Source organism: Delftia sp. PX-1, assembly GCF_055797465.1.
The window spans coordinates 3,933,411-3,952,478 of record NZ_CP184763.1 but is presented as its reverse complement, the minus strand read 5'-3'; the positions used below and the strand labels follow the sequence as shown (position 1 = coordinate 3,952,478).

The window sequence follows — 19,068 nt, the reverse complement described above, 5'->3', positions numbered from 1 at the left end:
GGTGTTCAGGACTCCTTGCTTTGCAGAAAGCGGGCCGAGTAGGTCAGCGTTGCCGCGCCGTTGCCGCTGTTGAGGGTGTGCGCTTTGCCCGTGGGTCCGGTACGGAGAGGGCGAATGGTGCGTTCCAGGGCCACGGCGGCCACTTCCTCGCCTTCATCCAGCACCCAGCTGAGGATGGAGTTGGGCGGGCGCGCATCGTGGCGAAGGCGCTGGGCGGCCAGGGCCCAGTGCAAGGGGCCGGTGGCGGCGCCGACCTGGCCGGTCATGGCTGCAGGCTCCCAGGTATCTGGCTGGAAGCTGCCGTCCAGCCGAGCCCGTGCCATGACCTGGATGGCCGCGCGCCAGTCCGATCCGTCGAAATCGGAAACGGCGCAGCCCACGTGTTCCTCCTTCCAGCCCGCGCCGTCGAGGGCGCCGCGCAGCACCTCGGCCAAAGGCGCTGCATCGGCCCGCTGGTGTGGCAGGCGATGGGGGCCGGCGCCGCGTGCCAGGGAGGGGACATGCAGCACCAGATGGCGGTCATCCCGGTAAGTCGTGTCTGGCGCGGCCTGCAGCAGCAGGGCGGCAGCGGCCTCTCCGGCAATGCAGCCCTGTGGGCGGCTGTCGGTCAACAGGCCTGCCTGGGCATGGGCTTGCACCAGGGTGGCTTCGTCCAGCAGGCTGTCTACCGCCAGCAGCAAGGCATGGTCATCGGCTGCGGTGGGCCGGCCCAGGGTCTGCAGGGCGTCATAGCCGGCGCCATGTCCTCCGAAGACGGGGGTCAGGGGAGTGCTGATCAGGGGGGCCGACGCTTTGGGGCCTGCCCAGCGTTCCAGCGCGGCAAGTGTCTGGCGCCACAGTGCAGCGGCCTCGTCACCGGACACGCGCATGGGCAATGCCAGCACGATGCGGCGTGGCAGTGCGACCGGGGCGTCGGCGGGCCGGCTTTGCACGTCCGCAATGAGGTCGGCCAGTGCCGCGCCCAGCAGCTTGGCCAGGCGTGCCGTCTGCTGCTCGCCTTCGGTGATCTCAGGACAGGGGGCGATGGTGACGGGATGGGGGCTGACGGCTGCAACGACGAGTTTGCGCATGCGCTTTTGCATGCCGACCCAGGAGGCGGCCGACTGCCAGGCGCTGGTGCCGATGCAGGTGACTGCCCCGGCATGCTGGATGCGCCACAGGCAGGGGGATGAGGGTGGTGTGTTCGAGGAGGCCATGCGGGAGCTCATTGCGGGGCGGCGGGGACCGCGGGGGCGTTTTCATGGGCCCAGAGATGGACCACGGCGATGCGTTCCTGCGCGGCAAGGGGCAGCAGGGCGCGCCAGACCAGCGAGGCATCGGCTTGCTCCGTGTCCACGGCCAGCGTGTCCCAACGCAGCTCCTGGGGCGGCAAAAGCGTGCCGCCCGCAGTCTCAGCCTGTGCCACAAGGGCCACCCGTGGCCAGACGAAACGCATCAGCGGCTCGGTGCCCATGTGGTGCAGTGCCAGTACGTCTCCGGGCCGCGGCGACTCGGCCAGCTGCAGCGATTGCGGTGCGGCGTTGCGGTGGCGTGGATCATGGTCCAGGGGCAACAGCGGTGCGCGGCTCTGGCGCCAGGCGTCGTCGAAGCTGCCCTGCAGCGCGCGGCGCGGCTGGTGGTGGGCAGGCACCAGGCCCAGGCCAAGGGCCTGTTCCGCCACGGTGTCATCCCAGTACCTGAGCGGTTTGTCCAGCGCCTGCATCCATGGCAGGGGCGCCGAGGCGGCCTGCGCCGCCGTGCCGTAGAAACCCATGCCGTCCGGGTTGTGCTCGTCCACCAGGCTGTTGCCCCTGGCGTCCAGCGTTTGTCCTCCAAAGGCAAACGGCCGCAGCAGCGGGATGCGCAATGACGGCCCCAGCTCACTGGCCTTCAACTGGCCAAAGTCCTTGATCCATATCCGTGGGCTGAATGCCCTCAGTGCGGCCAGGCGGTGCTGGCGGCCCTGGCGCTCATAGTCCACGGCGACGTCGATGCTGGAGGCCGGGCGCCCGTTCGGCGATACGGCGCAGGCGTCGAGCAGCAGGTCGAACCAGGGTTTGGGAGGCACATGCTCCGGTTCGCAGATCGGCCAGGGTTGCTGTGCACGCGGCTGAAGCACCTGGGCCTGGAACTCGTCCCTGGCAAGACTGCCCAGGGGGCGCAGCAGGCCGGCGCGGTGGATGGGGCGCTGGCGCTCGGCCGGCCGCAGCCTGGGCAGGTTCGTGGCGCCGGCGGCCAGCTCCCAGGTTCCCTTGGCGACGAGGGCCAGCGAGTGCACGCCCTGCGCGTCCGTATGGGGAAAGGCCTGGGCAGCGAACGGGGTGTTGTTGAGGATGCTGCAGTTCATTGCGCCGTCCCGTCGTCTTCCAGGCTGCTGATGAGCTGGATCGTCTCTACGGCAGTCATCTGCCGCCGGGCATGGTCTTCGTGGGACAACGGGAACGGCCGGCCGGTGCGGGCCGCATGCTCCACATACAGCCAGCGGCGCAGGCCGTGGCCTACGTCAAAGGCTTCCTCGAGCGGCAGCACGGTGTGCAGTGGCCGACCCGCACGCAGGCGGATGCCGTCCAGCGGCCAGAGAAGCTCCTTGAGCGCGGGATCTGTCCAATCGCCGATCTGCCCGGGCTCCAGCGCTTGGCAACCATTGGCGGCAAAGACCTCGCAGGCCAGGGTGCGCAGCGCGGCGGTGCGGGCGGGAGCCTGCCCGTGTGTATGGGTGAGCTCGCCTGGCACTTTGCCAAACACCAGCCGCAGCAGATCGCGCTCTGCGGGTGTGACCGGCCTGTCCTGTTGCTCGATGAAGCGCAGTGTCGGCAGCAGGCCTTGAAGACGGCCGGCAAGGGCCACCGTGCGCAGTACGGTGTCGGGGGGCAGACGCAGGCCCTGGGTGACGGCCGAAAGCGCCTGCTCAGGCTGGCGCGCGGTCCACAGCGCCATGGCGGTGTCCGTTGCCGAGGCCCAGAGTCCTGGGTGGGATTCCTCCGTGGGGCCATCGTTGGCGGTGAGTCGCTCGATGTAGCGCGCAAGCTCCCGCTGCAGCAGGCTCCCACCGGCTACGCACAGGATCTCCAGCGCACGGCGCTGCAGCGCCAGGTCATGGCCTTGCAGTACGGCGGCCAGCCGGGGCGCGGCCTGATCGGGCAACTGGCCCATGCGGGCGCAGGCCAGCAGGCAGGCTTCAGTGTCCGCACCCCGCCTGGCCGCTGCGTGTACCGCGTCAAGGTGGCTTGGCAGGGCCAGCAGGCCGGCCAGCTCCACGCCCAGGGCCTGCAGGCGGTCGTCGCCCGATGCCAGCAGGTGGACGCAGGTGTCTTCAGCGGCGTGAAACCACAGGCCATCGCGCACGGCAACGGGATGCTCCGGGAGCAATTGCGCAATCAAGGCAAGCCGTGCTGCGGCATCGGCCTCATGCGCTTCTGAAAGGGCGATGCGGACATGCGCCGAGCCTGCCCGGTCAACCGGCAGTGCCTGTGCGTGGGACGCGGCAGCTTCTTCCTGGGCCACTGTGCCGCCGTAGTAGCGGCATGCCGCCATCAGCATGTCCAGCCGCTGGTCGGTGGCCTTCAATGCCCTGAGTGTGTGTTCGGTCCGCAGCAATGCGGCGCGGCGGCCATAGGCACGGATGGCTGTCGCCAACTGGCGTGACAGCATTGCGGGTAGCGGCGGAGCGGCAGGAGCGCGAAAAAGGGGAGTTGACGTGTTCATTCGGTCGAAGCGAAGGGAAGGGCGTGCGGCGCATGCCGCGTTCGCAGGGGCGTTGCCTTCGGCGGCCTGGTCAGTTGAGTTCGATGGAGCCACCTTCGAGACGGTGGGTTTCGACGGCGGCAGCCGTGATGGTCTGGCCCCGGATCTGTACTTGCCCATCACGGGTGAACTGCAGTCGCGTGTCGGCGCAATGGATGAGCACGCTTTGCACGGCTTGCAGCTCCAGGCTGGCCACGCGCAGGCTCAGGGCACCGCTGGCGCGGTCGAATTCCCAGGGCGGGCAGGCCGGTGCCTGCGCTGCGGGCCAGGCGGCGACGATCAAGGGGGCGAGGTCGTGCTGCCCCTCCTCGGGACTGGGCATTGCGACCAGTACGTGCTGTCCGCTCACCAGTCTGGGCAGGTGGGTGGACGCGACCGCCTGCCACTGCTGGCCAAGGCACTCGATGGTGATGCTTCCATCGTCTTGCTGGGGTTGCAGAACCTGTGCGGGCTGCAGGCCAGATGCCGTGGGGATGGCCTGTGCCTGGGCCGGGCGTTGGAGTGCGGTCATGGGTGTGCTCCTTGAAGACTGGGGTGCTGTTGGGTGTGGCCGGGGCCGTGGCGTGGATCAGTTTTCATGGATGCCGCCGGAACTGGTGGTGACATCGTTGGCACCGATGAGCTGGATGCTGTTGCCATTGACGGTGATGGTTCCGTCTGCCTTGAGCACAAGGCTGCTGCTGCCCACGGTGATGGCGACGCTTTGCGCGTCCATGGTGATGTTGGAGCCGCCGCCGCCACCACCCGAGCCGCTTTCGGACGGCGCAACCACATTGCTTGCGAGACCGCCGCCTGCGGAAGATCCGCCGCCACCGCCGCCCCCAACGGTCAGCGAATACGTGGTGCCGACCGTGGTTGTCTTGGTGCTGCCAACCGTGGTGGACTGGCTGCTGCCCACGCTGGTGGTCTGGGTGCTGCCGACGATGGTGGCCATGATGGCGCCCACGTTCAGGTTGTAGGCGACGCCGACGTTTTCCATGCGCCCCACGCCCACGTTCTGCATGTAGGCGATGCCGATGGTCTCGGTCTTCATCTTGCCCACCTTGATCGACCAGTTGTTGCCGATCTTGTCCTTCTCGTTGCGGCCTATGGTCTTGCTGCGGTTCTTGCCGATGGAGATGTTCTCGTCGATGCCAACGTCTTCATTGCGGTTGTCGCCGATGCTGATCTTCTCGTTGTGGTCCACCCGCTCCGTGCGGTTGTTGTGCACGGTGATGGTCTCGTCACGGTCCACGGTCTCGGTGCGGTCGCGGTGGATGACGTTGGTCTCGTCCCGGTCGATGGTCTTGCGCCGGTCGTTGCCCACCCATTTGTCCTCGTCGTTCTCGACTTCGGTGAGCTGGTCCTTCTGCGCGTGCAGCCAAAGCTGCTCTTGCCCAGCCTTGTCCTCGAAGCGGATGGCGTTGGCGTCGCCCTGGCCGTTCTTCATGCCCGCGCCTGGGGCGCCGCCCTTGCTCGACCGGGTCTTGATGCCCGATTGCGTGGCGTTGGCCGGCAGTGCCCAGGGCGGCATGTTGGAGGCGTTGTAGACGCAGCCCATGACGATGGGGTGGTCAGGATCCCCGTTGAGGAAGTCCACGATGACTTCCATGCCGATGCGCGGGATGTGCACGGCGCCAAAGCCCGGCCCGGCCCAGCTGGTGGCCACGCGCATCCAGCAGCTGGAGTTCTCGTTCATGCCGCCGATGCGATCCCAGTGGAACTGCACCTTGACGCGGCCGTACTGGTCGCACCAGATCTCTTCGCCTGCGGGGCCCACGACGACGGCGGTCTGCGGGCCCGTGGTACGTGGTTTGGCGGTGATGCGCTGGGGCTTGAAGGGAAGGCTGGTGGGCTGGGCCTGGAGCACGAATTTCTGCACCGAGCCTTCGCCGCTGCCGCCGTCGCTGACGCGCGGGTTCTCCTCGAAGGCATAGTCGACCGCCGTGACCAGGTAGGTCTGGTTCTGGTCGCCGCGCGGATAGTTGTCCAGCGTGAAGGTGTAGCCCGGCGCCATGGCGCGGTGGTTGGAGCGGCCCTGCACCGTGCTCTGGCGCGTGAGGCTTTGCTGCAGGCGCACGCGGATGTAGTCCTCGCCGTCGCCGGTCTCGGTGTAGCCGCCCGGCCATTCGTAGATCTCGTAGGCGTCGTGCGCGTGGCCGGGCGGGTTGCGGCGCATGTTGGACAGCTCGGCGCGGGGCTTCTTGAAGTCGTAGTCGTCGTTGTAGTGCCGGCCAGGCTTGACGCGCTGGTGCAGTTCCCAGGCGTGTATGCATTCCTCGCGCGCCACGGCGGCCTTGCCCGGCGGGTGGAAGGGGATGACGGCGCCGCCCTGCAGCGGGTCGTGCGAGGCGATGACATCGTCGCCCAATGTCAGCACATGCTGGCCCGCGCTGTGCTGGTGGTAGTAGCAGATGCCCTCGTGCTCCATGAGGCGCGAGACGAACTGGAAGTCCGTCTCGTTGTACTGCACGCAGTACTCCCAGGTGCGGTAGGAGCGCGTCAGGCGCTGCTGCATGGGGTGGCCGTAGATGCCCAGGACCTCGTTGATGATATCCGGCACCGTCTTGTTCTGGAAGATGCGGAAGTCGCTGCGGCGCGTGGCCAGCCACAGCCAGGGCGACAGGCGTGCGCGGTACAGGAAGTTGCGGTGCTCGTCCTGGCCGCGCATGCCAAAGGCAGTGACCAGGCCGTCGATGTAGCGCTTGCCGCCGTCCTGGGTCTCCACCACCACGGTGGCGCCCTTGCCCAGCAGGGCCTTGGGGTCGATGCTGTCGTCCTCGCTGAGCAGGTCGATCTCCAGGGCGAACAGATGGCTGATTTCCTCGCGCCCCTGCAGCCGGCGCAGCTGCAGCTGGTCTGCCAGGGGGGTGTTGATGGTGACTCTGCGTGTCATGGTGTCGGATCTCGCGGTGCTTGAATGTAGACAAGGGGCGGGGGCGTCAGGTCCGGGTGGGCGGACCTGCGTGCGCCGGCGGTGGATCGGGTGGAGAGGTGCCTTTGCTGCTATCGGGCTGCGTACACCAGCCCTGGACGGGCGCCGTCTGCGTCATCCAGGGCTGGATCGATGACGGGATCGGGGCGAAAGGTGTGCCCCAGCGCGATGAACTGGTAGTTGCCGCGCCGGTCGGTGAAAACAGCCAGGCCGCCAGGCGTCAAGGCCACGTTGAACCAGTCGTTGTCGGTGCGCGGTTGGTCCAGGTCCAGCTTGCCGGACTGGCTCAGTGCAAGCACGCTGCCTGCCAGGCTTTCCAGGTTCAGAACGCTGAGCTGGCGGCCGTCAGCGCCATACAGCCGTAGCTCTCCGGTGGCTTCGACCTTGCTGAGGCCCTCGCCAAGGGGGACGGATCGCTTCATGGTGGCCAGCACGAACTGGCCGCCCGGCGCCAAACGCAGGTCCGGGGGGATGTCGCCGGAGCCATGGCGGAATTCGGCCAGGCGCACGATGCGCGCATCCGTGCGCAGCGCCAGCGCTGCGCCCGTGCCGCGCTGATCGGGCAAGGCATAGGTCAGCAGCACATTGCCTGCTGACCATTCGATGGCATTGGCCCAGGTCATCGCATCGGCTCCCGCCCAGGACTGAACCTGCGCGGCCATGGCTGCAGCCGGGTCCTCGTCCCGGGGCTGCACGGTCAGGCTTGCGTTGGCGGAGATGGCCAGACGGGGCGGTGCATCCAGGCTGCCCAGGTTGCGGGTCTGCTGCAGTGTCCATTGGGGCAGCTCGAATGTCAGCAACTGATACGGCTTGCGGCCATCGGCATCGGGATCCACATGGCTGCTGGCAACGATGTGGACCATTGCGGCAGTGCGATCCTGCGCATCGTCCGTGGCCACGGAGCGGGCCAGGCAACCGCCGGGGCGCACTCCCGGCTGTGCAAGCGCCGCAACGGCAGGGGGGCTGCCGCTGCGCTCGGACAGCTGGAAACTGCCCACTTTGGATCGTTGGACGAGGTCCAGGCGATCAACGGTGCCGTTGCAGTAAACGGTATAGAGATAGCGGTACGGGTCCTGGTCGTTCGACGAGGCGAAGCTGGCCGGCTTCGCCTGCACGGACGAGACGGCAGGGCTGTCATCCGCATTGCGCGTGCATGCGACCGACAGCAAAGCGCTGGCCAGCATTACGCCAATGGTCGCGAAGCGGCGGGAAGTAGCACTCCAGGGCATGGCTAGAAGTCCTCGCGGGCAAGCACGTTGTCGACATAGTTGCGATCGCCCACGGCGCCGCGCTCGGCGGCGGGAATCCTTTCCCATTCGGCGCGGGCCGTATTGCCGTCGGCGCTGACCGTCACCCACAGTTGATCGCCTTGCATGCGTATGCGGTACTCATGCAGATTGTTGGCATAGCCGTTGAAGCCGCGCAGGGTGTCGAGTTCGAGCTGCTCGGCCGTGTAGTCCGGCAGTTCCACGGGAATGGCTGGCAATCCTTGTGCGGTTCGGGCCTGGTTCCAGGCTCTGACCAGACCTTTGAACCGCTCGCCCTTGCGCTGCTTGCCAGGATATGCCCTTGCGAAGGCCTCCTTTTCCAGGAAGAGCTTCCAGCCGCCGCGCACGTTGTCCTTCCAGTTCCAGGTCTGATTGGCGGTCGGTGCCGGTCGGGTGAGTTGGCACAGGCCCACGCCACCCAGGCCATCGCTGCTGTATTTCGGCCAATTGCCGGGAGTGCGGAATTGTTGCAGCGAGCTTTCCTGCCGCATTTTTTTTCGAAACACGATCCTGTCGGCGCCAATGCTGTTGGCAAAGGCACGGATGGCGGTGCTCGTGGGATTGGTGCCGACGATGGTCCAGGTGGCGCGCGCCCGGCGCTCCACACCGGCCGCCCGCATCGTGACCTGCACGGTCAGCAGGCCTCCACGGACTTCGGTGAACGGGATGCGCCAGCTCGGGCTGGCGCTGGTCTGCGGTGGCAGAGGGCTGTGTGCAGTGCTTCGGCCACTTCCATACGCGGTGTTGGTAGGCGGTGTGCCGCCTTCGAACGTCAGCGTGGCCGACCATTCGAAGATGGGCGTGCTCCCTGCAGGCAGCGCTTCGTTCTGCAGGACGGCAGTCACCGTGATGGTGGGCATTTGGGCATCGGCCGTGATGGCGAACTGCGGTCCTGCGGGCTGGCTGGTAATGGCAAGTGGCATGTTCAGGGGTCTCCGTAAGACGATGGATGGCTGGTCCTAGCGCGATGCCTGCACAGCGCGGGCGCGCTCCAGGTGGAGCACGGCAGCGTCCAGCAGCGGGTCGCCGCCGGCCTGGATGGAGGCGGTGAAGGCCGCGTCCACGGGCACGCGCAGGCGCGGGGTCACGCCTTGGGCTTGTGCGGCGGTGTTGTTGCCGGCAGTGGGGCCGGTTTCTGCGAGCAGGGGGACTTGCACGATGAAGCCAGCTGGCAGGTGCACGCGTGTGGCGGGGCCGGTGGCGCCGGCCGTGGTGCTGGTGGCGACGATGTCGGCACGTTGGCTGTGCTGCAGCCAGGCGGCGAACAGTTCGCAGGGGCCGGCGCAGCCGGGGCCGGTGAGCACGGCGACGGGGGCCGTGAAGGGCGCGCCCGTGGCGGCCAGCGGCAGCTGGGCCGGCAGGCCCAGGCCGCCACGGCTGCGCCAGACGCGGGCGGCGGGGTCGAACAGGCGCTGGGCGGCGTCCTGCATGCGCAGCGGCTTGTCGCGTGTGTAGAGCGAGGCCAGCATGTGGGGCAGCAGCTGGTAGGCGTCGTCGCCCCGGTGGGCGCGCAGGTCGATGACCAGGCCCGTGACCCTGGCCTGGGTGGCTGCGGCCAGGGCGCCCTCCCAGCGGCTGAGCTGGCCGGTGGCGCCGTCGGCAAAGCTGTCGAGGGCGATGTAGGCCAGGTTGCCGCCCTGGGCGCTGCGCAGCAGGAAGGAGGCGAGGGCGGGCTCGGCCGCAGGCAGGGCCGTGGTTGCGGCGGGGGCGGAGTCCAGGCGCAGGGTCTGCTCCTGGCTGGCCGGGGGCGCTCCGGCTGCGGTGCGCAGGCTCAGCGTGGCGGGCGTGCCCAGGTCCAGCGCCAGCAGGTCGGCGCGGCGGGCTTCGGCACCGGCGCGCAGCGAGGCGGGGGCAATGCGGTCCAGGTAGCGGGTGGGGCTTTCCCCTTCGATGGCGAGGATGTCGCTGCCGGGCTGCAGGCCCGCCTTGGCGGCGGCAGAGCCTGGCGCCACGCCGGTGATGGCGATGCGGCCGTCCTCGCGCAGCCAGGTGCGCGGCATGGGCAGGTTGACGCTGCCGCGTGCCAGCAGCTGCGGGGACAGGCCCCGGTCTGTGCGGGCAGGCCAAGCCTGGCCGCCGGGCAGCAGAACGCGGTACTGGCCATCGCCCAGGCGCTGCCCCATTTCTGCCAGGGCCTGGGCCTGTGCGGCGCTGTCGCCGCGCTCGGCGGCGGTCTGCAGGCGCTGGCCGTAGTCGGCACGCAGCTTGCCTGCATCAAAGCCGCTGGCAGCGGCCAGCGGGTGGCGCTCGGCAATGAGGCCGATGAGGGCCTGGGCCGCATCGCCCGCGCCCAGGCGGGACAGGTCGATGTCCTGCGCGGGCTGGACGGCATGGAAGGCCAGGGCGATTTCCCGGGCGCGGTCGAAGCGCAGGCCCTGCGGCTCCAGCGTGACCACGGTGTAGCCGCGCGGCAGGGTGACCATGGGGTCGTCGGCGGTGAACAGGCGTCCGTCGGCGCCAAAGCCGGAAGGGAAGCGCTGCGTGGCATCGCTGGCCCAGACCAGCAGCTTGCCGCCCGTGGGCTCCAGGATGTCGCCGCTTTGGCGCGGCCATTCGGTGCGCACCGAGCTGGCGCGCAGCATGGCGTGCTGCTCTATGGCGTCCAGGCTGCGCCGGCCCGCGCGCTGGGGCACGTCGGCATGGACGGACAGGGCGAAGATGCGCACGCCCCGGCCCCCGGGGCGGGCACGGCCCGTGGACAGGTCATAGGTCGTGCCGTCGGGGTCGCCGGGCAGTTCGATGGCCACGCCGGTGCTGTCGCCGCGCGGCAGGGCCAGCCATTGCGACTTGGCCGGCGCCACATGGGCGGCCTGGCGCTGCACGAGGTACGGCCCCTGGTCCATGAGCGCGACCACGGCCTGGCCGTGCCGAGCGCTGTCCGTCCAGGCGTCGCCCAGCACGGCCATGACGCGGCGTGGGCCGCCCTGGTCGTCCTGCACGGGGGCGGCGCCGGAGGGCGCCGACTGTGCCGCCTCGGGCTGGGCCTGGTTGCGGTCCCACCAGGCACGGGCCTCGCTGGCGGCGCCGGTGGCCGCGTTGGTGGCCGTGCTGGCCGCGCTGCGGCCGGCCTCCAGCGCCTGCTGGCCGGCTGTGGCGGCGCCCGAGGCCCGCTGCACGGTGTCGGCGGCCTGGCCGATGGCGCCCAGGTCCAGCGCCTGCGCAGCCGGGGCGGCCAGCAGAGCTGCTGCGATCACTGCCGTGGCGGCGCGTGGCAGGCGGTGCCTTCTCATGCCGGCTCCGCAGCGCGGGTGCGCACGTCCAGCGTGAAGTCGTCGCCGCTGGCGCCGGCATGCAGGCTTTGCAGTTCCTGGCCTTGCACGGTGGCCTGCAGGAAGTGGGTAGCCATGCGCGGCAGCAGGTTCTGGGTGAGGATGCCGTCCACCATGCGCGCGCCCGATTCGACCTCGCTGCAGCGGCGGCGCACCAACTCCACGGCGGCTTCGTCGAAGCTGAACTGCGCACCGTGGCGTTCCTCGATGCGCCGCTGGATGCGCAGCATCTGCAGCCGGATGATCTGCTCCAGCATGGCGTCGGAGATGGGGTAGTAGGGCACCACCGTCAGGCGGCCCAGCAGCGCGGCAGGGAAGGTCTGCAGCAGCGGCTGGCGCACGGCCTGTGCCAGGCCTTCCGGCGTGGGAGCCAGGTCCGGGTCGCGGCACATGTTGGCGATCAGGTCCGAGCCCACGTTGGAGGTCAGGATGATGACGGTGTTCTTGAAGTCGATGTAGCGGCCCTCGCCGTCCTCCATCCAGCCCTTGTCGAAGACCTGAAAGAACATCTCGTGCACGTCGGAGTGGGCCTTCTCGATTTCGTCGAGCAGGACCACGCTGTAGGGGCGGCGGCGCACGGCCTCGGTGAGCACGCCGCCTTCGCCGTAGCCCACGTAGCCGGGCGGCGCGCCCTTGAGGGTGGAGACGGTGTGCGCCTCCTGGAACTCGCTCATGTTGATGGTGATGAGGTTTTGCTCGCCGCCATACAGGGCTTCGGCCAGGGAGAGGGCGGTTTCCGTCTTGCCCACGCCCGAGGGGCCGGCGAGCAGGAAGACGCCGATGGGCTTGCCCGGATCGTCCAGCCGCGCGCGGGAGGTCTGGATGCGGCGCGTGATGGCCTCCAGGCCGTGGCGCTGGCCGATGACGCGCTTCTCCAGCGTGTCTGCCAGCGAGAGCACGGACTGCACCTCGTCACGCACCATGCGGCCCACGGGAATGCCGGTCCACTCGGCCACGACGGCTGCGACCACGCCGGCATCGACCACGGGCTGCAGCAGCGGGGAATCGCCCTGCAGCTCGGCGAGCTGGCGGCGCAGCGCTTCCAGCGAGGCCACGCTGGGGGGCTCGGCAGGTTCGGTTGAGGTGGCTTCGGCGGCCGTTTCCGGTGCCGCAGCGGACGGGTCTGCGGCGGCGCCGGTGGAGAAGACGGGCGGCTTCAGGCCCATGAGGGCGGCCTCGGTTTCCAGGATGCGGCGGGCCAGCGCGCTTTCCTGGCCAAAGCGCTCGGCCAGCGTGGCCTGGCGCTCGCGCAGGCTGGCCAGGTCGGTTTCCAGCGCCTGCAGGCGCTCGGCCGTGGGCAGGCCGAGGGCGGCCTCGCGCAGCAGCACTTCCTGCTCCACGCCCAGGGCCTCGATGCGGCGCTGCACGGCTTCCAGCTGGGCGGGCGTGGCATGCAGGGCCATGGCCACGCGCGAGCAGGCCGTGTCCAGCAGGCTGACGGCCTTGTCGGGCAGCTGGCGCGAGGGAATGTAGCGGTGCGACAGGCTGACGGCCGCGGCCACGGCGTCTGCGGCAATGCGCACCTGGTGGTGGTTTTCCAGCTTGGCGGCCACGCCGCGCAGCATGTCCACGGCGCGGGGCTCGTCGGGCTCGTGCACCTGCACCAGCTGGAAGCGGCGGGTCAGGGCCGGGTCTTTTTCGATGTATTTCTTGTACTCGGCCCAGGTGGTGGCGCCGATGGTGCGCAGCGTGCCGCGCGCCAGGGCGGGCTTGAGCAGGTTGGCGGCATCGCCGGTGCCGGCCTGGCCGCCCGCGCCCACCAGGGTGTGGACTTCGTCGATGAAGAGCACGATGGGCGTGGTGCTGGACTGCACGGCGTCCAGCAGGCCGCGCAGGCGGTTCTCGAACTCGCCCTTCATGCTGGCGCCGGCCTGCAGCAGGCCGACGTCCAGCACGCGCAGCTCCACGCCCTGCAGCGGCGGCGGCACATCGCCCTGGGCGATGCGCAGGGCCAGGCCTTCGACCACGGCGGTCTTGCCCACGCCGGCCTCGCCCACCAGGATGGGGTTGTTCTGGCGGCGGCGCAGCAGGATGTCCACCATCTGGCGCACTTCGTCGTCGCGGCCGGTGACGGGGTCCAGTTCGCCCGCCTTGGCGCGGGCCGTCAGGTCCACCGTGTACTGCTGCAGCGCACCGCCCTGGCCGGGTGCGGTGCCCGTGGCCTGGCTGGCTTCGCCCGGCGTGCCTTCCAGCCCGCTGCCATCGGCCGCGCGCATGCGTGCCTCGGGCGAGTCGGGCAGCAGGCGGGCGAAGGCGTCGCTGAGCGCGGGCTCGGAGATCTTGTCGAATTCGCGCGAGATGGAGCGCAGCTCATTGGCCAGCGAGCGCGTGCGCACCATGCCCGACAGCAGATAGGCGCTGCGGATCTGGCTGTCGTTGAACATCAGCGTGGCATAGACCCAGCCGCGCTCGATGGCGGTCTCTATGTGCTCGGAGAAGTCGCTGATCGAGGTGGCGCCGCGCGGCAGCTGGTCCAGGCGGCGCAGCACATCGGCGGCCAGGCGGTCGGAGGCGATGTCGAAGTGGCGCAGGATGCGGATCAGGTCGCAATCGTTTTCCTGCAGCAGCTGGTGCAGCCAGTGCACCAGCTCCACATAGGGATTGCCGCGCAGCTTGCAGAACACGGTGGCGCCTTCCAGCGACTTGAACAGCAGCGGGTTGAGCTTGCCGAAGAGGGATTGGCGGCTGATTTCTGTCATGGGTCTTGGGTGCGGAAAAAGAGTGGATGAATGGGGGCCGGGCATGCCGGCTAGCGGCGGGGGCGGACTTCGACCTTGTGGCCCTTGGCCTGGCACTGCGCCAGCAGCCGGTCGACCCAGGCGCGTTCGACGAGGAAGCTGCTGCCGGTGATTTCCTGCGCCGTTTCACGGACGCCAGTGGCCAGGCGGATGGATTTGTTGCGCGCCATGCCTTCGCCGTGCTCCTCGGCCTCCTGCGGCGTTGCATGTGCCGGGGCCAACAGCGAGCCCAGGCTGAGAATCTCGCCGCCGTCTTGCCAGATCATCCAGACGAAGGGGCTTGGATCTTCGGGCGGCGCGGAGCGCTGCTGGACAAAGCAAAAGTGCTGACGCCTTCCCGCCAAGGAGGTGTCTGCGTACTGCAGCTTGAGTCGAAGGTAGGCGCGCAGTACGGCAGGCGAAGGGATGCTGGCCTTGACGGGACGTGAGAAGTCGTCAGGAGGGAGACCCTGGGAGGTTGCTGGCGCAGGGCTGCCGTTGTCTGCCGCAGCATTGGCCTGAGCCAGGACTGTTGCGGGCAGGGCCAGCGCAGCCACCAGACAGGCCATCCGGCACATCCGGCTGGGCGGCAACCAGGATTGGTGGAGATGCGGCATTCGGCTATCGGGCAGGAGCCACTTTGATGGTGCGGCCCTTGGCCTTGCACTGCGCCAGCAGCAGGTCCACCCAGGCACGCTCGACGAGGATGCTGCTGCCGGTCGTTTCCTGCGCCGTTTCACGAACGTCGGTCGCGAGGTGGATGGCCTTGGCTTCGGCCAAGGCATCTCCGTCCCATTGCGCTTCATCCGGCGATGGTTTGGCGGTGAAGCGGCGCTGCCCCAGATTGGCGATCTGGCCGCCTTCCAGCCAGACCATCCAGACCGATGAGCGCGCAGGGGTTACGGTGCGGTTGTGCTGCTGCACGAAGCAAAAGTGCTGCCTGCTCTGGGCTTTCTGGGTGTTGTTGGCTTCGTCCTTGGCTTGCAGATAGTTGCGAAGGGCCGCAACCGATGCCACGTAGTGAGAGGCCGGGCGCGAGAAGTCGGCGGCCGCGGCGTGTTTTGGTGCGGCATCGGCTGTGTCTGCCGGTGCTGCAGCGACAGCGTGCCAACTTGCGACTGCGAGGAGGGTCAGGCACGCTGCCCGTGCGAGACCGACCGAGACGCTGGCCGGCTTGGCAAGGGCAGGCATTGCGCAATGGCCGTGGTGGCTGGGGGAGCCCAGTCGCTGGAGGGCTTGTTGAAGTTCAGGCATGGGCTTCAGTCCTTCTTGCGCAAGCGGGTATGGGTGTAGAACGTGTTGCCGGACAGGGTCTTGTGTTCGCGGAATTCGGGGCCTGGCTGGGGGGCTTCAGTGGTTTTCCAACCGAAGAGCCCTGTGGATGTGGGGTCCGGGGGCACTGGCGCCTGGGCGATGTCGATGGCGGCCTGCACAAAATCCAGATAGGCCTTGCGCTGCGGGTGAAGGCCGTTGTTGGCGTTCTGGAGATACTTTTGAAGGTTTCCTGCCATTTCGGATGGCAGCGTGGGATACAGGTTGAACCCGTGGAACTGGACCGATCCACGGTCGTTTGCCATGACGATGTCTTTTTCGCTGGTGGCGCCACGTGCCATGAAATCCCCGGGATTCGGGCTCTTGAGGCGGTTTTCGATCACGCGCCGCATCCATTGCATGGAAGTCCGAATGTCTTCAATTCGCCAGCTTGAGCCACCGAGTGCGGGCGAGGTGTTCTCCGCCAGGAACAGCCTTGCCAGCATCCCCTCCGTCGTGCTCTCCGCAGGCAGCGAAATGCTTTTCTCCACCTGCACGGTGATGGCTGCGGGCATGACGCTGAGCCCGCTTCCCTGCACCGCCACGATGCTGAGCTTGGTGAGCCCGGGCTGCTGCGCCACGAAGTCGAATTGCCAGCTGTCGGCGCGGGCGTTGTGTACGGGGGGCTGGGCCGCAAGAATGCTGGGCGCATCGATCCTGGCACCCAGCTTGTAGGCCTTTGCGACGGCCTCGATCTTGACGCGCAGGCGGTTGCCTTCGACCAGCGTCAGCGTGGAAGGAACCGGTGCGTTGTGCGGGAACTTGATCTGTACGGTGGGCATGTGTGCGAGCAGGGAAGTGGTGATTCAGTGGTTCGGTGATTCAGTGGCTCGAGGACTGGGGCCGGGGCCGGGGCGCCGGCCCCGCACGGGCTGGCGGCGCTGGCGCAGCCAGGCTTCGGGGTCCATGCGGAAGTCGCGCGCGTCCTGTGCGGGCTCGGCATGCGTGAGCCAGGTGGTCCAGCCCAGCTGGGTGCTGCTGCCCAGCCGGGCGGCAGGCACTTCCTGGCGGCGCAGCACCAGCACATAGTCCCAGGCGTATTCGATGCCCAGGTAGTTGCGCACCCAGTCCACCAGGGTCTGGAACAGTGCGGCCTGGGGCAGCAACTGCTGGTACTGCTCCAGGCCCAGCGGGCCGAGCACCAGGCGGAACTTGCTTTGCGCATCGGGCACGCGCGAGCCCACGACGGCATCCACTCCCAGGCGCGAGTTGCAGGGGCGGCTTTGCAGCCGGGTCTGCTGCCCGGGTTCCAGCTCCAGGTGGTGCAGGCAGTTTTCTTCCAGCCGCACGGGGATCTGGAAGTAGTGCGACAGGGCTTGGCACAGGCCTTCGGGATTGCGTGTCCAGCGGGTCAGGTGGCCGGCCATGAAGCGCTTGGCGTGGTCGGGCACGTCGTCGCGTGCGCGCTGGCTGGGCAGGCCGGTGCCGATGAAGCTGTCTATGTAGCGGCCGAAGGGGTCCTCGCCGGGGCGGTCCAGCGATGCCGTGGGCTGGGCGTCCGACCAGGCGCGGAACAGCAGCAGCAGCATGCGGTGGTGAAAGATGTCGGAAAAACGCGCCAGCGTGGCGTCGTCATGCTGGCGCAGGCGCTCGCGCACGTATTCGGTGATGTGCGTGGGCAGCGGTCCGTTGGGGCCGTAGAGGCCGAAGTTCCAGACCGTCATGCGCTCGGGCTCGCCGGCGCGCGAGGGCAGGATCTCGGCGATGGTGGCGGGCGCGAAGGCCAGCGACGGGTCCTGGCCCAGGCGCAGCGGTTCGTCCTTGGGGCGCGTGGCCTGGCCCAGGCGCGGCAGGCCGGGGTGGCGCGCCTGCAGGTAGCGCAGGCTGTGCATCAGGTCGAACTGGTAGGGCCTGGCGCTCAGGCGCTGCCAGAACAGGCGCGCCCGAGCGTCCTCGGACGCGTTCGCCTGCACGGTGGGCAGCTCCGGGTCCTGATCGGGCACCGGCTGGGCAAGGGGAGCGTGCGCGGCGTTGCTCATATGCCGGGCCGTTGTCCGGGGCGTGGCGCCCAGTGCGCGACGGGGCCGCGCTGGCGAGAGTGCAGCTGCAGCTCGGTGAAGCTGTTGACGCCCACGTGGCGGGCAAAGAACCGCTCCAGCATGTTGGCCAGGGGCCAGGGGCTGACACCGGCCATGGCCGGCTCGTCCACGCTCAGGTGCACGCCCACGCCGCGCCCGTAGACGAGCTGGCGGTGCTGGGGCAGGCGGCGCGTGATGGGCTCGATGCGCATGCCCTGGATGGCGGCGATCTGTCCGGCCAGCTGGTGGTTGCCCAGGTCCAGGTACAGGCGCAGCAGCTCCTGCAGCGTGGCGGCGCCTTCCTCGTCGGACAGGTCGGTCATGGCCAGGTAGTTCAGGCTCAGGTGGGAGATCAGCCGCCAGGTGAGGCCGCCATCGGCCACGGCCGGTATCGGGGCGCTGGGGCCGGCGATGACGCGGGCCCAGTCCACCGGTGCCGACTCCTGAAGGGCAAAGTCGCCGCCCGGCTGGTTGACGCGCATGAGCAGGGGCAGGTCGCGGTTGGTGCACAGGGTATGCATGGACAGCTGCTTGAGCTCGTCGGAGAACGGCGCCTCGCGCTGGTCCACCAGCGAGATGAAGACTTCCGAGCCCAGGTACTGCGTGCGCGGGCCGCTGCGCAGGCTGCGTTCGGAAAACAGCCGGGGCTCGCGCCGCGTGGTGAAGTAGGCCTGCTCGGTGGAGTGCAGGCCGTGAGTGGAGGCGTACAGCGGCGCAAATTCACGGTCCTGCGTCTTGCCTTCGTGGTGGCCGGTGACGGCCTGCACGCCGTAGACCTCGAAGTCCAGCGGCCGCATGCGGTCGGCAACGACGTGGTATTCGTGCACGTTGGAGGCCACGTGCAGGCGGTCCGCCGTGTACTCGAACAGGTTGATGGCCGGAATGCAGTGCATCAGCAGCTTGGCCGCGTCGATCTGCGGCTCCAGCGTGGGCGCGGCGCGGCGCAGCAGCAGCGTGATGCCCACGCCGTCGTGGGCAATGCGGCGCATGCTGCGCGACAGACCGTTGATCGAGAAGAACCGCTGCCGCGCGGGAAACGCGAAGTACTCGTGCAGCAGCCGGTGGCCCTGGAAGGCGCGGTGCGAATAGGGAATCAGGGCCTGTTCGCTGTCATGGCCCTCGGCGCGCAGCGCATCGGGCGGGAGCACGTCCCAGACCTGGCGCGGGTCCTGCGGGTGGTGGACCACGATGGCCAGCGTCTGCGTGTGGATGAGCTCCTGCAGATGGGAAGCGACGACGTCGCCCGCATGGATGTACACCCACAGCTGGTCCAGCGCCACCTGCATGCACTGCGAGGCATCCAGCGTGGCCAGCTGCAGCCGCAGGTGGCCGCCGGCCTCGCCCAGCTGGGGCACCAGCGCATGGGGCAGGTCCAGCGCCGGGCCGCCCAGGCGGGCCTGGCGTATCTCCAGCGGCCACAGCGTCAGCGGCCCGCCGGTGCGGAAATCGCAGATGGTCTGCTCTTCCTGCACCTTGTGGGTGCGCAGCACGCTGCCCGAGGGCAGGGTGAATCCATCGACCAGGTTGCCTTCCTTGGCACTGGGCTTGAGCTGGACCACCACCATGGATGGCGTGGGCGCCAGGTAATGGGGGCAGACCATTTCCAGCATGCGCTGGGACAGGCGCGGGAACTCCGCGTCCATCTTCAGCTGGATGCGTGCGCTCAGAAAGCTGAAGCCCTCCAGCAGGCGCTCCACATAGGGGTCGGCCACATCGGTGTCGTGCAGCGAAAGACGGCCCGCGACCTTGGGAAAGGCGGCAGCGAACTCGGCGCCCAGCTCGCGCAGATAGGCCAGTTCGCGGTTGTAGTACTCGACGAGGCGGGGATTCATGGTGTGTGTGGCGGCG

14 protein-coding genes are annotated in these 19,068 nt (G+C 68.7%); all 14 read right to left on the bottom strand.

Features of this window, described 5'->3' with window-relative positions; translation table 11 throughout:
• Positions 1–5: 5 nt before the first annotated feature.
• The 14 genes from ACN20X_RS18105 to tssF all read right to left on the bottom strand — a co-directional run bounded on the left by ACN20X_RS18105 (position 6) and on the right by tssF (position 19,052).
• Positions 6–1,196 carry a hypothetical protein gene (locus ACN20X_RS18105; protein ID WP_034347852.1) on the bottom strand — a complete coding sequence of 397 codons (1,191 nt, stop codon included), beginning with the start codon at positions 1,194–1,196 and terminating at the stop codon, positions 6–8.
• A gap of 8 nt (positions 1,197–1,204) precedes the next feature.
• Complete coding sequence (locus tag ACN20X_RS18100; protein WP_016453364.1) at positions 1,205–2,326, bottom strand: DUF2169 family type VI secretion system accessory protein; 1,122 nt, start codon at positions 2,324–2,326, stop codon at positions 1,205–1,207.
• Positions 2,323–3,615 (bottom strand): hypothetical protein, encoded by a 1,293-nt coding sequence (locus ACN20X_RS18095; RefSeq protein ID WP_473209696.1) that lies wholly within the window; start codon positions 3,613–3,615, stop codon positions 2,323–2,325. The genes ACN20X_RS18100 and ACN20X_RS18095 overlap by 4 nt, the downstream gene beginning before the upstream one ends.
• Before the next feature lie 139 nt (positions 3,616–3,754).
• A complete protein-coding gene (locus ACN20X_RS18090; protein WP_016453366.1) occupies positions 3,755–4,234 on the bottom strand; it encodes a hypothetical protein in 480 nt (159 codons plus the stop codon).
• Positions 4,235–4,291: 57 nt separating this feature from the next.
• On the bottom strand, positions 4,292–6,598 hold the full coding sequence (locus ACN20X_RS18085) for a type VI secretion system Vgr family protein (protein WP_160853106.1): 2,307 nt from the start codon (positions 6,596–6,598) through the stop codon (positions 4,292–4,294).
• Between the two features lie 110 nt (positions 6,599–6,708).
• Complete coding sequence (locus tag ACN20X_RS18080) at positions 6,709–7,866, bottom strand: hypothetical protein (RefSeq protein ID WP_016447001.1); 1,158 nt, start codon at positions 7,864–7,866, stop codon at positions 6,709–6,711.
• Between the two features lie 2 nt (positions 7,867–7,868).
• Positions 7,869–8,765: a hypothetical protein gene (locus ACN20X_RS18075; RefSeq protein ID WP_223275298.1), complete on the bottom strand. Its 897-nt coding sequence runs from the start codon at positions 8,763–8,765 to the stop codon at positions 7,869–7,871.
• A gap of 99 nt (positions 8,766–8,864) precedes the next feature.
• Positions 8,865–11,135, bottom strand: coding sequence for a S41 family peptidase (locus ACN20X_RS18070; protein WP_473209695.1), 2,271 nt, complete (start codon positions 11,133–11,135; stop codon positions 8,865–8,867).
• Positions 11,132–13,873 (bottom strand): type VI secretion system ATPase TssH, encoded by a 2,742-nt coding sequence (tssH, locus tag ACN20X_RS18065; RefSeq protein ID WP_473209694.1) that lies wholly within the window; start codon positions 13,871–13,873, stop codon positions 11,132–11,134. Before tssH ends, ACN20X_RS18070 begins: the two co-directional genes overlap by 4 nt.
• 50 nt (positions 13,874–13,923) lie before the next feature.
• Positions 13,924–14,178 carry a hypothetical protein gene (locus ACN20X_RS18060; RefSeq protein ID WP_392453849.1) on the bottom strand — a complete coding sequence of 85 codons (255 nt, stop codon included), beginning with the start codon at positions 14,176–14,178 and terminating at the stop codon, positions 13,924–13,926.
• A gap of 334 nt (positions 14,179–14,512) precedes the next feature.
• Positions 14,513–15,145: a hypothetical protein gene (locus ACN20X_RS18055; RefSeq protein ID WP_016446996.1), complete on the bottom strand. Its 633-nt coding sequence runs from the start codon at positions 15,143–15,145 to the stop codon at positions 14,513–14,515.
• Positions 15,146–15,150: 5 nt separating this feature from the next.
• A complete protein-coding gene (locus tag ACN20X_RS18050; RefSeq protein WP_017405318.1) occupies positions 15,151–15,984 on the bottom strand; it encodes a hypothetical protein in 834 nt (277 codons plus the stop codon).
• Between the two features lie 24 nt (positions 15,985–16,008).
• Positions 16,009–17,181: a type VI secretion system baseplate subunit TssG gene (gene tssG, locus ACN20X_RS18045; RefSeq protein WP_046986248.1), complete on the bottom strand. Its 1,173-nt coding sequence runs from the start codon at positions 17,179–17,181 to the stop codon at positions 16,009–16,011.
• Entirely contained in the window at positions 17,178–19,052 is a 1,875-nt protein-coding gene (gene tssF / locus ACN20X_RS18040) for a type VI secretion system baseplate subunit TssF (protein ID WP_016446993.1), read from the bottom strand. The genes tssG and tssF overlap by 4 nt, the downstream gene beginning before the upstream one ends.
• Positions 19,053–19,068: the final 16 nt, after the last annotated feature.